Here is a 14549-nt window from a genome sequence, read left to right as displayed (position 1 = left end):
ACCAAGCGGAGTTCGAAACCCATCCTGAGGCTCGCAATCTTTACTCACGCAATTGTCTCGCCTGATAGTGTCCTGAAAGTTTCGGAGGGCCCTTTCTTCCGAGGAAACAATCAGTCGAAAGAATTCAGGGAGTGGTTGGAGATTGTCGGGGGGAGAAAAGGAAAAACTGCCCGAGAAATCGTTTACCGGGAAGGAATCATTTAGGCAAACAGGGATAAGTACTAGGCTATTAGAGATTTCTAAGCCTGGTTGACCAATTCGCCCAAAGAGCCTGCTAAATCACTAGCCATAATGCTCATAATGTCGTATTAAAACCGAAACTACATAATAAAGGTTTACCTATTGTGTTTCTATCTTAGTCTCCATCAATCAATAATGTCGAGAAATCGTTGGCAAAAAGGGTCAAGAAACCGAATATAGAGTTAGGGTCCGATTTATTCGTAATTGTCGGTCTAATAATACTGGAATAGAGCTGTGATTTCAACGAATGTAATTTCTTATTCCTTTGCCGGATCTTGGCTAAGTGTTTATTCTCAAATTCCTGTCTTAGAGTCGAAATTCTACAAGAATCTATTTAATGATCCAGAGAGAACACAAGCTGTAACCACCGATGAAGGACTTAAAATATTCCAAAATACTGGGATATTGCCGTTCCCTGAGGTTTTATTAAACTCAGTTGGGATTAGAGTTACCGGTTATACTAGTTTATCGGTTTCGAATACATTCGAAAAAATAAAATCAGAATTTAATTACGTAACTCACGGCGGGTTCGGATTGGGTTTTTCAAATGTTGCATTGTATTCGGAACATGAATTCAATGATTTAGAAATCGATGGGGGCATTTGGTTAGCCGAGAAATTTATTATAAAAAATGTTAAGACTAACGATAAAATAAAGATATCCGAAGCGAAAATAATTGATTTTGAACTTATCGTCGATGGAAATAGAAAATTTCATTTTCAATTGCAACCACGGTTCGGGAAAAAAAATTCCATTTTCATTGCAGTCCTTCAGGATTTACCATGGAATCAAATTCCGGTGCAATTACCTGATGCAAAGACGGTCCAAGAATTATTGGATAGTTCCGTATTAGTTTTACAGGAGGATATTTTAGAAATTATTTTAAAATAATTTCTAAAATAAAAGAACATGAGTCAAAGAACCTTTGGAGATTTTAGTTCTTCTCAACCAATTCCGTCGTTAATTAATGCAGCTTTGAAATCAGGAAATATTTTAAAGGAATCGAAAAAATTAGGGAATCAGTATTCTGGTGAAAGCCGAAATCAATTCTCATACGTTATTGGGAACCCGATACCGTCGTTCCAGTTCCTAGATAAGGATAATCCTATAAAAGTTTCATATCTTGGCTTGGAGATAACTTTCAAGCCCTCTAAGTACGTCAAAAATGCAGATGAACTCTCGAAGCTGAAAAATGTCCTTGGATCAGAGGTCATTAAAAAAAAGTTAATACAAGAGCCGATAATTAGCGAAGATGTCGTTCGGGAATTATTCAAAGAATCGAACTGGGATTATTATTTCAATTATTCAAAGTCAATTTTATCTTCAATAGATCCTTCTAAATTAGAAAAATCTTCTGATGGATATGTGAGAGTTCCTGGAATACGTGCTTTAGAGAATTACGGTATAAATATTTTGAATGAAGCCTTGGAACGAGTATATACAGTTATAAAACAATAGACATATGCCTGCACCTAGTAAGGAAATACTAGATATTTTAGGCTTGGATCTCTTCCCGTATGAACGCAGAAAATTAGTGCAAGGTAGAGACATTGAAGATATCCCTGAAAATGAAAAATTGCTTGTTGAAACGGAGTTTCTTTACAATGCCACTGACAACGGATTGCCTCCGAGTCCTTATACTGTATTAAATTTTGATCCGAGCAATCCCCCATTAGACCATCGGTACCTTTGGGTTCTAACTTCAAAATGCTTATTTATAGTCTTAGAAAAAATTGGTCCGAAAACGATTAAACATACAAATATTACGGCAGGAGGTAAAGCTATAGCTGGAGGAGAACTATGGTTCGAATTTCCAAGACGTGTTTATATAAACGGTCAATCTGGAAGATATGGTTATTTAAACGAAAGGGCTTGGGAAACTGTAATATTTTATTTTAATTCAATCGGCTATGAAGCTGTTAGCATTGAGAAGATGTAACTTTTCCATTTTGCAAAAGAAGGGCTTCCCGTAATGAGTGTTCTGTCTCCTTACCGCCCGCAAACAAGTTGAGTATACTCGGCTTCTTGGAAAATGCAACATTATTAATAAACGCCGTTCTTCAACGTCCAGTTCATCTTCGGTAGGATCAAAAATAAACACTTCCGAAGGCGTTGCTTCACGCCTGGAAGCGGTCTAAGTATAACCATCAATGGGAATTTGCCGAATACGATTGGAAGCTACTTAGGGTTTAACTATAATACTTCAAACGGAAGTCGTTCGGTAATCGGGGGCATGAGCCTTTAAAAAATTGACAATAATAACTTCGGGTTGAATGCTTTCGTAAGTGCTGGCGGTCAAACCAACATGGGATTAAATCATAATTATGGAAATACTAGGCAGGCGAAAACGAGTAGGAAGTTTAACCGGTGAATGCCCTGATATCAATGGAGATAGAACTATCATGCAAAAGGTTGGATATCGAATGAACCGGCAGGAAACTAAATCGCATCAGAAATCCGAATTAACAGACGAGCGTTTAAGTTGACCGTGGCTCAAAGACTCCATCTGCTCCTTACGCGACTGAAAACGGGATTTTTTATACCGGTAACCGGCTGTCGGGAAAAGACTCATATTCATAAAATAGCGATACTGGCGTTATCGACATTAGTATATTCGATTGTTCCTTTTCTTTCGGGAAATGCAATTAACGAACAAGATATCGCTTGGATAAAGAATAATTTCGGCAAAACTCCGTTCGGATACGCTAGTTCTACTTTGCAAAGCACCGAACCTGAAGGAAAATTCGATATAAGGTATTTGAGCGATAACGACGAAAAGACGGCTTGGTGTACCGACAAGGGGCCAAAAGATGAATATATATTTATTGCAGGTGAAACACAAGCTAATGAAAGTTATCCGGATATGGAGAGTGTTCGATTTGATTTAACATTAAAGATATATAATGGATATGGCGAACATCCGGAATTGTTCCAGGCAAATAATCGGATCAAAAAGGCTACATTAAGAATCTATGAGGCTGCCATCGGGGTATCTCAGGATTCGAAAATAGGGGCTTACATTGCGAAAGGTCCTATTTTCTCGGAGGAATTGGTTTTTGAATTTGAGGATAAGCCTATTAAGCAAAGCAAAATTATCCCATTCCAGTTAAAGATGAAAACGAAAAATAAAGAAAAGTCTGGAGGCGTTCAATTGGTCGGCAAATTCATAATTAACGAAGTTTATAAGGGTAAAAAATATAATGACACTTGCATAAGCGAACTCCATTTGTATATTACCCGGTAAATTAAATTTCTATACATGGCATTCTCGATTTTAAATATTGAAAAGAAGTCAATCGCAAACCGAAGGTGCAACCGCGCAACTTACCTACAAAATCTCCGCTCACGACCAGCAAAGGAGACTTTGGGTCAATAGAGTTGGAAATCCCCGGCGATAGAAACGGAAGTTTAGAACCTCAGATAATCCCGAAAGGCCAATCTCGAAAACAGTAATAGAGTGGCAAAACCAAGCGGAGATCGAAGCGGGGGGAATGGTGCACTTTAAAACTTAACGATTAACTGATATCCCCGGACCCGAGCCGTCTTCGTAAAAGTTCCTTCACAGGCGGAGAGAGGGCAGCCTCAAACGCCGCATCTCTATAAAAATTTGTCATCTCGATATTTCCGCATCTCCGGTGCAAGTCTGCAAGAACCGCAGACCAAATATAAGAACTCGATAACCGAGACGGCGGTTCAAAACCGTCAAGAATTGCGAGTCCCTCGGCCGGACCTTCCAATTCCGCCACGGCAACTGCGTAATTCAACTTTTGAAGCGCCGAGGGGGCGATTTTTTCCAATATCAAATAGTATTCAACGATCCTTTCCCAGCGAATTTCCCGAAACGAGGGAGCTAGACAGTGTTCCGCCGCGATCCCCGCTTCCGCGTGATACTTAGTAAACTTATCTCCGTTTGCGGATTTGGCTAACCATTCTAACCCGATCAAAATTCCTCGTTGATCCCAAAGATTTCTGTTCTGCTCCTCCAGCAAAAGCAAGCCTCCGGATTCATCCTGACGAGCCGGCATTCGTGCCGACTGTAAATGCATTAAGGCTAATAAAGCAAATGTTTCCGAATTCTGACCTATTGAATGTTCCGCAAGGAGAGTCGTAAGTCGTATCGCTTCATCGCAAAGTTCCTTTCGGATCGGCTGGAAAGCATGAGAAGAAAGGTAGCCTTCCGTAAATAAAAGATACAATACTTTGTTTACGCTCGGAAGTCGCGAGGAGTACTGCGCGGCGGTAAGTTCTCCGGTGTAAGGCGGAAGTTTTCGCAAGCAGCTTCGAGCTCGACCGAGACGCTTATATATATTTGCCTCACTCGTAAATAATCGAAGTGCAATCTCTCGTATACTAAAACCGCAAAGAGTTTTTAGAGCCAACACAAGCTGCGACTCCAAGGGAATCATTTCGTTACAGGAGACAAATAGCATTAACAATAAGTCATCTCGTACTTCCCTCTCTAAAAATATCTCTTGATCGTTATCGGGACCTGAGATTTCTTCCTTCGCATTTTGTTTCAAAATTCGTAGGCGGGTCGTTTGCTGTCGCAATTCTCCCATCAGCTTATTGTACGCTACTCGATAAAGCCAGGCCGAGGGATTATCCGGCAAGCCCGTTATTATCCATGTTTCGAGCGCAGTAATTAACGAAGACTGAACTATATCCTCGACGTCTTCGATATGTTGCACTCCAACGCGACGTGATAGCATGGCAACGAGTCTACCATACTCATGTCGGAAGAAGTGCTCCACCAGTTTTGGAGGCGTCAAGGTACGTTGATCTCTCTAACCTCAACGCTTGATCCAGGTCTTACCACTCCCGGACATTGACGAGCTACCTCTATCGCTTCTTCCAAACTTTTAGCAGAGATAATCATATAGCCACCGATCATTTCCTTCGTCTCCGTAAAGGGCCCGTCGGTAACTCCGTCCGAGGTTACAATTTTTCCTCCCTTCAGTCTCCCGCCCATATCGACGATATTATCCCGGAACTTTTCTTTCCAGGTGTTGAATATGGCATACATTTCCTCCATTTCTGCCGGAGACGGCTTATCGACTTTTCCGGATTGTCCCCTTTGGATACATAAATACTTCTGATTTGGCATACAGGGCCTCCTGCCTTGTAGTATCGGTCGACTAAACCGATAACCTATGACGCGTGTGGAGTACCGTTTTGGACACTTCGTTGCAACTTTTTTTTTAAAATGAAGATTCGGTCCGGATGCCTGCTTAATGCTTATGACAATTTTTCCGCGAGTGTCGATCAGTTTACTTAGATCTCAATCATGCCTAAGAGAGATTCGACCGTCCAGGTCTTGGCGCCGATCTGAACTCACTTGGCTATTTTATTTTCTCGGCTATGATGATTCGTTTATTGATGAACCTTCTGAAACGATATCTTCTCCTTGCTCAAGCTCGATTATTGGAAATGTTCTTCTTAAAACGAATCGGGAAGGGTAAAGCACTTAAAATTTCAAGCAGCAATTTACGATCTATATCTTCAAGAAAAGATTCGCGCAGGCACCCGTCAGAATTCGAATGTCATTGACGTAACGGCGCCTATCGCGAAGCCCAATTCCATTCAGGATTTTGCGATATTGCTAACCTTTTCTCCGTAAGATAAGCCGATAAGAGAGCCGGCGATTACGAATTGAATAATATGAAAAGCGGCTTGGACGGTGAACCACTCAGTCATAAAATTAACTTGGATTTTTGCCGCGTTTGCAATGGTAGAAACGGAGTATAAAAATACCCCTGCAATCAAACCGAATTGAATCCCGCGCTTAATCGAATTTTCTCCATCCTTGTAATAAAAAGGATACAGATAGGCGAGAATTAGTCCTTGGATTAGCATCGATCCGAACCCTAGGGGAATTATAGGGTCCCTCCTATTATAGATTCCAAAGGATTCATACAACTCGTTAAAAAAGACAAAGTGCCAGATTACACCGAGAATGAATGTGGGTACAAGATAACTAAAAACCGCCAGGACATAGTTTTTCATTCGAATCCTCCTTGGGATTACTTGTGAAAAGCAAGCTATATTTATACTTGTATTTTGCAAGTAATATTTTATCTATGGGCATGACCGGAAAACATAATTCCCATTGTCCCATCGCCTTCGCGTCGGATATTTTCTTTGATCGATGGTCGCCTCTTATTTTGCGGGATATTCTTTTTAAGAATAAGAGATATTATAACGAATTTTTGGAATCGGAAGAATCCATTTCGACGAACATATTAGCGTCGCGCCTACTGTATCTTGAGCAAACGGGCCTTTTGTATAAGAGTCAAGATCCCCGGAACTCGAAAAGATTCGTATACTATCCTACTTCCAAATGTCTGGATCTTATTCCGATATTTTTTGAGATCATTCGCTGGAGTGCTCGTCATGATCCTGAGACGGAAACGCCTAAAGCATTTATTAATAGTATTAACCGAAATGAAAAAGAAGTTGAACGAAATATTAGAAAACAGTTTCGAGTGAATTACCTTCGCGATTAGAAAATAACAATGGATCGATTAACCGACCGGTTCTTGTTTTTCGCCCATAATTCTACGAATCATCCCGAATCTTATCGATAGCAATAGGTGCAACTTCCGTACATGTATACTAAAACATTACCATTGGATTGGAAGTAATCGATTTCCGGACTAAAAATTTAAGATAGGATAACATCCTGAATATTCCGTACCAACTGAATTATAGTCTTGTTTTTACGCTTAATTCAAAATGGGCGGGGGTATATCCGGATATCGAGATCGACTTCGAATGGAAATTATCCGACCTACCGTAATTTTGAGTGAATGTTAAAACGTGCCGGAGATGGAAACCCTGAAATTCCTAGGGGCTGAGGGATGAGTCAAGGTGTCGTTATATCCGCCATCATCAGGACCCGGATCCTCGTTTTTTAAACGAGTCGCATAGTAGTATTGAACCTGAGGGGCGTGCGAATTAAATATATTGAATATATCGAGGGAAAGATTTAAATTCTCCGATAGTTTCTTGCCTATTTTTATATTCCAGAATGTGGAAGGAGTCGATCTTACTGAATTATTCTGAACTAACGGTCGCGGTCCAAAATAGCGAACTCTAATAGCTCCGAAGAACCCATCCAAATCAGCGACACTGAGTCCGGAAGAGAAAGCGGAATGAATCGCCTGAGGAACATAATCTCCGTCTCTACCTAAAAACCCGCCGTTCGTGTATCTGGCGCTCGAATATGAAAGATCTTCGTCAAAATTTAGCCAAGAATTCAACTTGTAGGACAGAGACAATTCGATTCCTTTTCTAATACTGCGACCGCTAGGGTCCGTACTTCCCGAATCTCCGTTAAACACTAATTCAGAATTTACGTCCAAAAACCAGTATGCAACGTTAAGCACGATCTGCTTAACCGGAGTCGTTCTCATCCCGGCTTCGCCTCCCTTGGTTCGAACTAACGGAGTAACCGGGCTTGGCTTAACTAGGATGCCTTTTGCGTCGTTACTATGAAATCCGAATCCGTAGTTTACGAAAAACTCGGTATTCGCCCAAGGTCCGAATATCCAAGAAACTTTAGGGCTTACTATATTCGCAGTCTTCCCGGCGGACGCGTACGACATAGCATCAGTTACATTCATGTAATACGTATCGCTTCTCATCCCGATAATGCTTACGATTTTAGAAATCCATTGGATCCTATTTTCGTAGGTCGGCGATAATGACGTTTCCAAAATTCTTTTATTGGATTCCGTATCCAATCTCGATCTTGACTCAGTATGATATAGACTATTATGAATGAAATCGCGCCTAACTTGAAACCCGAATGTATTTTCCATTTTAAACGAAAATATATTCGATTTGAGTTTATAATGGCCTTTCATGCCGGAAATCGTTCTTTGGTCGACTTGCTCCACTTGGTCTCCGCGATCATGGTCGACCATAAAGAAAGTGTAATCCGAATAGAGACCTAAATCATAATAAACTCCGTATAAAATGATCTTAGCTTCCGAATGTGAATTTCTTTTATGCCCCTCGAATGTCGCGCTAGCTCGGTGTGTTAACCCCCCGTCGGTCGGATCAACCGGATCATATGGATTGAGTCCGTCATTATTCGGGTCGAGCCAAGATCTTCCTTTTTTTACAGCTCTTTGCGGTATTTGGTTCGTTGCATGCCAGGCGCCTTTATAGCCCATTGCGGTAATCGACATTCCTTGTTCCTCATCTCCTACGCTGTAGGAAAGAACCGAATTCAATTTTTGGTAACGGTCCGGAATTGTCCAAGCGCCTTTATACGAAGAATATTCCGTTCCGAAAAGAATGGTTCCTTTTCCAAGCTTTTTGGATTCTGCGATAAAGATTCGTTCGTATCCTAGGCTTCCTGCTTCTATGGAATATAAGTTTTTTTGCAGACTCTTGGAATAGGAAATATTCATAGCTCCGGCGGAGGAAAAATCCCCCTCTTCGGCGTAATACACTCCTTTTTTATAATGAACATCATGAATTAACTCGGGAATAATAAAGTTTAAATCGGTGTACCCTTGTCCGTGAGCATGAGTCGGCATATTGATCGGAACCCCATCTAGGCTGGCAGCGATATCCGTGCCATGATCCAAATCGAATCCCCTCAGATAATATTGATTGGCCTTTCCGCCTCCGCTATGCTGGGTCACGAGGACACCGGGGATCGCTTCCGCAATTTCTCCCGTTGACTGGATCGGACGCCTTCGTAAAGCCGCCCCGCTAATTCTTCCTTCGCTTACGGAACGTTCGGCCTTTTTATCCCTAATTTCTATCGCATCACCGAACGAATAAGTACGCTTGTTTTGATTTGATGTTGTTTCTCCTTGATCATTTTCTTCCGCGTTCGATCCCGTTGAGAGAAAAAGCATTATAAGAAATGCAAGATGCAGTTTGAAAAATATGGAGCATGGAAGTTTATCCAATGGCAAACCCTCGTTAGAAAGAAACCAAGATAACTTTGCATATGGATGGATGAAGAAAGACGAAGCCGAAACTTAGTCTAATCAACTAGGATCGTAGAAAAACGAAAAGTTGAATTCATTGAATGCAAATCACCAGGGTCCTTAAGCATATGCTTTTGGGGACCCCTCGTAATCGCATTATGCGGATACAAGATACGAAATCACTTAAACCTCGAAGTATCGATTTCGTAGGGAAGACCTGACTTACGAAGTAAATACCGATAAAACGGTATTTCTTCGATTACAGTTGCGGGACAGTGCGGGAATTTCACCCTGCTTCCACCCTAAAGCGTGAGATCACTGTTTATTCAAGACCTTAAAACGACAACAAAAAAGTAAGAGAAAATTCGATCGTTTTATAATAACGTATGCGATCCGATTCGATTGCGTCCTGAAAGTTTCGCAAAAATAAAATTTCCAATAAGGCTCTCGATGTCGCCAAGCAGTAAGCTTTGAAAATTCAATTCTATTCTATTACTCCGAAAGAGTTTTCCCGTTATGAAAATTTTTCGTCGGAATATCCATTGGCGAGGAGCCTTTCCTTGAATTACTTGACCCTTGCAAAAAATAAAGTGGTACTTGAAAGTGCAGATATAACGAAAATAATCTCTCCCCGCAGCAACGGGATGCGAAGCAGTCGCAGCTTCTGTCTAGCGTGAGCGAAGCGAACGCGTCTGTCCTCTGAACGAAAGGCGACGCGATCCAAGACAGAAAGAAATCGGGAATGGGAAGAATCTATTTCGGAATTTAAAGGTAGCGCACCCCGCGCTTACCGTTTCTTTTCGGGACGCTCCGAAAAGAAACGGATGATCTTTCTTTTTTGTTCCTGTCTTTCATTTCTAAAAATATATCTCAGGGTTCCCAAAGTTCCAACTTATTTCCTTCGGAGTCCATAATATGAACGAATTTCCCGTATTCGGAGTCTTTAATTTCATCTACGATAGTCACTCCGTTTTCTCTTAGCTTTTTCACGAGTCCCTCGATATTCTGGACTCTATAATTAATCATAAATTCCTTTTTTGACGGTGCAAAGTATTCGCTTCCGGTCTCGAAAGGACTCCACTGGAGAGAATTTATTTCGTCGGGTTGTTTTATATTTCTAGATTCGAAGGTCGAGCCCCAGTCATTGACCTCGAGTCCTAAATTCTTGGCATACCAATCTTTGATTTCTTTTGGATTGTCGGAAAAAAAGAAAATTCCGCCGATTCCTATCACCATCGGGATCGTATCATTGGATGAAGTCGTATTCTCGGCTTTGTTTTTTGATTCTTCCATATTGTTTCTCTTTTTACTTGTTCTATTGCTGCTCGTAAAAATCGTCAAACTTGATATCACCCCGAAAATCGATACCTTCCTACTCTCTCGGTGCTGATCCGTCTGTTTGTCGCCCTTTGAGTCGCTGCATAACCGTCGGGTATGAAATGCGCGTTAATGGCGGGAATCAAGGGAAAATCGAAATTCTCCCCATCGCTTTCTCATTTTATCGTTAATGTAGTTCGTTCTATGAAAAAGATATTTTAGAATATTCTTAAATTACTAATACGGATTGTTTAGCTACTTTTTTTACAAGAATCTCGGTTGCTTCGGGGGAAAATCCCACCGCTAAGAGACAGAATCGAACGGATTCGAATCGAAGCGATTCGATTCTTTCCGAATATAATTTTTGCTTGGGGAACGAAAAAGGAAAGAAGGAAAATACGATCAACAGATGACGAATGATCCAAGTTACGTCCCTCCAATTTTTCCAAGATCGATTCGCCGGAAGTTCCTTATTTTTTATACATACTTCTATGGAAGTTTTTATTATTGGAAAAAGGCTTCTTAATTTTTTTCGAATATATTTTTTTGCGAATTTTCCGTCTGCACTCATGTTTCTTAAAATTAATTTTTGAGCGAGTTCGATTTCTTCGTTTTTATGCTTTAAAAAAATATCCGTTATAAAAGCGTTAATTAGAAATGCAATCGCGTCGGATCCCGGCTCTAAATCGGAAACGGCGGTTCTAAAGGGGTCATTGGATAGCTTTAGGCAGTATTCCAAGACTTCCGCGAACAATTCCTGCTTACTTGGAAAATACCTATAAATAAGTCCTACCGAAATGCCGGCGGATTTACATAATGAACTCGTCCTGGTTCCCTCTAAACCTTCCTGCGCAAATAAAGGCAGAGCCGCTTGGAGGATGGATACTATTCGTTCCGCCTGAGGAAGCCTATTTCTTTTTTTGTGCTTCCTTTTTCTTTCATTTAGAGCCTTCAATGATTGCCTTCCTTAGACCCCTCTTTCTTGGAAAGATCTGCGGACGAACGAGTCAAGAATGTCTGTTCGCTTAATATTCGGTTGCCGCCTCGGACAATAAGATTTTGGTTCTCAGCCATACGGGCGCGATCCGTCCGATTCGGACCGCTATTGCAGTTCCAAGGGGAAAACGATTCTCTCGAATTTCGGAACGGAATCCTTTCAGTATGTATTTCACTGCCTCTTCTTCGCTGATTTCGTTCGGCGCGGGAATTCCATCGTCTTTAACGGCGTGGGTAGCCACGAAGCCCGGATGGATCGTTTGGATACGAATCTGTTTAAAACCGAAGTGCTTTAATTCCATTCTCGCGGTATCTAAAAAGATTCTCCCGGCCGCTTTTGCCGCCGTATAATCTCCCTGCATGGGAATTCCGAAATAAGTCGCTAGGGAATTGACGTGTGCAATCATGCAAGGCGCGGTCCGAAATTTCATTGTTGCAAGGACGGGAACGAAAAAGTTTATTAAACTATCGTAATTGGTCCTCATCTTTCCTAGAATGATTTCCCTGGAATCTTTGATCGTATTGGAAGCGGGGCCGGCTCCTACGTTCAGAACGGCAATATCAATTTTCCCGAATGCGTTTATCGTTTCGGAAACGACCAGATCCGCATGCTCGGGATCCGTAGCATCTCCGACGAAAAAAAGACATTTACTGCCCTTGGATTCGATGTCTCGCTGAAGATCTTTGAGAAGGTCGCCCCGTCTTGCGGTAACGACGATATTATTCGAAAAATCGGCGAGACGGACGGCAAGCGCTCTGCCGATACCGGAGGATGCACCCGTTATTAAAATTGTTTTGTTTTTATAATCCATATTTACCCGGTCCGGTCAGTATGCGGTAAAACCGGTCGGGGCCTGGCCTAATGCATAGGAGGCTGCGGCTCTACGCTCGTCTTTTATGAGTCGATTTTTTGCGATCCAACGGACGAACCATGGGATGCGACGAATCTTTCCGCCGGTTGCGTAAGCTAATAAGAATGCCTTGGCGCATTTTTCTATCAACTCGCAGTTATAGATCGCTTTCTCGCGGGTTACGCTTGTTATCACAACACCGTCTCGATTCAGGAAAGCGTTCGCTCCGCCGAGTAAAACCGAATCGGCGATGGCGGAACCGTCCGAAGATCGATTCATTTGAACGACGGGAGCACCGAGTTGACGGCATTGCTCGTCAAAAACAAGGGGAAGCGGGTCCTTGAGCGTTTTTAGAAGCGATCCCCAAATAGGCTGAAAGCAGGCGATCGCTCCGATATCAGACCTATGCCTGTATATGCTTGCATGAAAGTGAATCAACGCTGATCTTTCCGAATCGACAGCGACAGCATTGATCGACGCGGCCGGGTCATGAACGGTGAATCGATTTACCTCCGCTCCTTTCCCTTTTTTTCTATCGATGAGTAGAAAGGCCGGAGGCTGTTGTCCGGGGAGCCGGAACGATAGACTTGCGTCTTCGGTTTGCAAGAGACCCTTCGTTTCCAACCTATGCCATAAATTCTTTAAGTCTTTCTGATCGGTAGATTCGTGTTCTCGTTTGGATTTTTTCTTTGCCGTTACGGATTTCATCATTCGTTTCCTGATTTTATACTATTAGGTAAGCCGGAAGACGGATTCGAATCTATTGAGAGCCTCGTCGATGATATCATCCGTATCCGCCATGCTGGTGTACATTCTGCTTCCGGCTAATGTGATCATGCCGTGGGCGGAATAAGCGGCTCCCATCTCTTCCATGAGGTGTTTGCGCTCCTTGGCTTCTCTTAGAACTTTCAATGGATTTCGAAGAGACATGAGAAGTACTCCCGAAGTTTGTAGATGAACGATAGAGCCTTGGTTGTACGCGACGTATGGCAATCCCATTCGATCGATTATCTCTTGCAATCCTTTACAAAGACGATCACCGGCCCGACCGGCCTTGACTGCGGCGTTTGTGCGCTCCATTTCCTGTATGGAAAAATAACCGGCAGCGCAGGATAACGGGTTGGCCGATAGAGTGCCGCCGACAAATGCTCGTTTGCCGGTCGCACTGATTCCTCCGGCAAGTAACATCATGATTTCCTTACGTCCTCCGATTCCGCCGGCCATGGGATACCCGCCTGTCAGGCATTTTCCGAAGACGGTCAGGTCCGGTCGAACGCCGAAGAAGCCTTGGGCTCCACCTAAGCCGATCCGAAAACCGGTAACTACCTCATCAAAAATCAGTAATGTTCCGAATGAATCGCAGATCTCCCGCAATTGTCGGTTGTATTCGAAATGAACCGGACGTGTTCCGCTCTCGGGGCCCAGAGGTTCTACGATCACGGCAGCGGTCCCTCCTCTCAGCCGATTTAACCAGAGCTTTCGACGAATTGCTCCTAGGTCGTTGGGGAAGCTTTCTTCGGTAGAAGCCGTCGCACCTTTGGGAATTCCCGCCGCTTCGCGGCGACCGGTTCCGGGAATCCGCATCCCATATACCATCGAATCGCTCCATCCGTGGTAACCGCCTCCGATTTTGATAACATGGCGCTTTCCCGTATAGGTCCTTGCAAGGCGGATCGCTCCCATGACCGCTTCGGTTCCGGAACCTAGCATTCTGAACATTTCAATTCCGGGCATATTCTTACAGATTATCTCGGCAAGTTTTACCTCGTATTCGTGTAACAATCCCGTGCTAGGACCGCACTCATCGAGTAGGTCCATAACTTTTTTCCGAACGGGTTCGTAATTGGATCCCAGAAGGGTGGGGCCGCCTGATTGGAGGAAGTCGATATATTTGTTTCCGTCGACATCACGCAGGTGGGCACCCTTTGCCTGGTCTATCGCGAGTGGAAAAGGATAATTGAATGCGAGATTATGCTGCACTCCGCCCGGGATCACCGCTTCCGCCGCCGATGCAATCTTTCTAGATTGCTTGCATTTTTGATCGAAGTAATCCAACACCCCGTTCATCTTGTCCCGTCGAATCGGTCTGAGCGGGGATTTTAATAGAACTTTGAGTCTCTCGAAGATCTCGGTAGTATTATGCCATTCTGAAATGGCATACTCGGCTCGAGGTATGATTTCCTCTGTTTGTTTTTTT

14 protein-coding genes are annotated in these 14549 nt (G+C 42.8%); 5 read left to right on the top strand and 9 right to left on the bottom strand.

Annotated elements, in window-relative coordinates; translation table 11 throughout:
• Positions 1–474: 474 nt before the first annotated feature.
• The 4 genes from LEP1GSC047_RS11365 to LEP1GSC047_RS11350 all read left to right on the top strand — a co-directional run bounded on the left by LEP1GSC047_RS11365 (position 475) and on the right by LEP1GSC047_RS11350 (position 3484).
• Positions 475–1131 carry a hypothetical protein gene (locus LEP1GSC047_RS11365; RefSeq protein ID WP_010417829.1) on the top strand — a complete coding sequence of 219 codons (657 nt, stop codon included), beginning with the start codon at positions 475–477 and terminating at the stop codon, positions 1129–1131.
• 18 nt (positions 1132–1149) lie between these two features.
• Positions 1150–1698 carry a hypothetical protein gene (locus LEP1GSC047_RS11360; protein WP_039934667.1) on the top strand — a complete coding sequence of 183 codons (549 nt, stop codon included), beginning with the start codon at positions 1150–1152 and terminating at the stop codon, positions 1696–1698.
• Between the two features lie 4 nt (positions 1699–1702).
• Positions 1703–2179 carry a hypothetical protein gene (locus LEP1GSC047_RS11355; RefSeq protein WP_010417835.1) on the top strand — a complete coding sequence of 159 codons (477 nt, stop codon included), beginning with the start codon at positions 1703–1705 and terminating at the stop codon, positions 2177–2179.
• 777 nt (positions 2180–2956) lie between these two features.
• Positions 2957–3484, top strand: coding sequence for an NADase-type glycan-binding domain-containing protein (locus LEP1GSC047_RS11350; protein ID WP_146036901.1), 528 nt, complete (start codon positions 2957–2959; stop codon positions 3482–3484).
• A gap of 271 nt (positions 3485–3755) precedes the next feature.
• Here the strand turns inward: LEP1GSC047_RS11350 and LEP1GSC047_RS11345 are convergent, their stop codons facing one another.
• From LEP1GSC047_RS11345 to LEP1GSC047_RS11335, 3 genes are all read right to left on the bottom strand, one after another.
• On the bottom strand, positions 3756–4991 hold the full coding sequence (locus LEP1GSC047_RS11345) for an RNA polymerase sigma factor (RefSeq protein ID WP_258028550.1): 1236 nt from the start codon (positions 4989–4991) through the stop codon (positions 3756–3758).
• A gap of 14 nt (positions 4992–5005) precedes the next feature.
• A complete protein-coding gene (locus tag LEP1GSC047_RS11340) occupies positions 5006–5344 on the bottom strand; it encodes a YciI family protein (protein ID WP_010417849.1) in 339 nt (112 codons plus the stop codon).
• A 476-nt stretch (positions 5345–5820) separates the two neighbouring features.
• Positions 5821–6243, bottom strand: coding sequence for a DUF1761 domain-containing protein (locus LEP1GSC047_RS11335; RefSeq protein WP_010417852.1), 423 nt, complete (start codon positions 6241–6243; stop codon positions 5821–5823).
• Between the two features lie 23 nt (positions 6244–6266).
• Between LEP1GSC047_RS11335 and LEP1GSC047_RS11330 the strand changes: the two genes are divergently transcribed.
• Positions 6267–6743 (top strand): winged helix-turn-helix transcriptional regulator, encoded by a 477-nt coding sequence (locus LEP1GSC047_RS11330; RefSeq protein WP_238325565.1) that lies wholly within the window; start codon positions 6267–6269, stop codon positions 6741–6743.
• A gap of 306 nt (positions 6744–7049) precedes the next feature.
• Here LEP1GSC047_RS11330 and LEP1GSC047_RS11325 read toward each other — a convergent pair whose 3' ends face one another.
• From LEP1GSC047_RS11325 to LEP1GSC047_RS11300, 6 genes are all read right to left on the bottom strand, one after another.
• Positions 7050–9167 (bottom strand): TonB-dependent receptor, encoded by a 2118-nt coding sequence (locus tag LEP1GSC047_RS11325; RefSeq protein ID WP_010417859.1) that lies wholly within the window; start codon positions 9165–9167, stop codon positions 7050–7052.
• An 891-nt stretch (positions 9168–10058) separates the two neighbouring features.
• A complete protein-coding gene (locus LEP1GSC047_RS11320) occupies positions 10059–10481 on the bottom strand; it encodes a VOC family protein (protein WP_010417861.1) in 423 nt (140 codons plus the stop codon).
• Positions 10482–10734: 253 nt separating this feature from the next.
• The gene (locus tag LEP1GSC047_RS11315) at positions 10735–11460 is read right to left on the bottom strand and encodes a TetR/AcrR family transcriptional regulator (RefSeq protein WP_010417864.1); all 726 of its coding nucleotides are present in this window, start codon (positions 11458–11460) and stop codon (positions 10735–10737) included.
• A gap of 70 nt (positions 11461–11530) precedes the next feature.
• A complete protein-coding gene (locus LEP1GSC047_RS11310) occupies positions 11531–12313 on the bottom strand; it encodes an SDR family NAD(P)-dependent oxidoreductase (protein ID WP_010417867.1) in 783 nt (260 codons plus the stop codon).
• Positions 12314–12328: 15 nt separating this feature from the next.
• The gene (locus LEP1GSC047_RS11305; protein ID WP_010417870.1) at positions 12329–13060 is read right to left on the bottom strand and encodes a class II aldolase/adducin family protein; all 732 of its coding nucleotides are present in this window, start codon (positions 13058–13060) and stop codon (positions 12329–12331) included.
• 24 nt (positions 13061–13084) lie between these two features.
• Positions 13085–14419 (bottom strand): aspartate aminotransferase family protein, encoded by a 1335-nt coding sequence (locus LEP1GSC047_RS11300; RefSeq protein WP_010417872.1) that lies wholly within the window; start codon positions 14417–14419, stop codon positions 13085–13087.
• Positions 14420–14549: the final 130 nt, after the last annotated feature.

The organism is Leptospira inadai serovar Lyme str. 10 (genome assembly GCF_000243675.2).
Classification (GTDB): Bacteria; Spirochaetota; Leptospiria; order Leptospirales; family Leptospiraceae; genus Leptospira_B; species Leptospira_B inadai.
Note: the sequence above shows the minus strand (reverse complement) of the source record. Positions and strands in the feature narration are given on the sequence as shown.

Coding starts and splice junctions, on each gene's coding strand:
- LEP1GSC047_RS11360 (WP_039934667.1), top strand. CDS start 1,150: ATGAGTCAAAGAACCTTTGGAGATTTTAGTTCTTCTCAACCAATTCCG.
- LEP1GSC047_RS11355 (WP_010417835.1), top strand. CDS start 1,703: ATGCCTGCACCTAGTAAGGAAATACTAGATATTTTAGGCTTGGATCTC.
- LEP1GSC047_RS11340 (WP_010417849.1), bottom strand. CDS start 5,344: ATGCCAAATCAGAAGTATTTATGTATCCAAAGGGGACAATCCGGAAAA.
- LEP1GSC047_RS11335 (WP_010417852.1), bottom strand. CDS start 6,243: ATGAAAAACTATGTCCTGGCGGTTTTTAGTTATCTTGTACCCACATTC.
- LEP1GSC047_RS11320 (WP_010417861.1), bottom strand. CDS start 10,481: ATGGAAGAATCAAAAAACAAAGCCGAGAATACGACTTCATCCAATGAT.
- LEP1GSC047_RS11310 (WP_010417867.1), bottom strand. CDS start 12,313: ATGGATTATAAAAACAAAACAATTTTAATAACGGGTGCATCCTCCGGT.
- LEP1GSC047_RS11305 (WP_010417870.1), bottom strand. CDS start 13,060: ATGAAATCCGTAACGGCAAAGAAAAAATCCAAACGAGAACACGAATCT.
- LEP1GSC047_RS11300 (WP_010417872.1), bottom strand. CDS start 14,419: ATGAACGGGGTGTTGGATTACTTCGATCAAAAATGCAAGCAATCTAGA.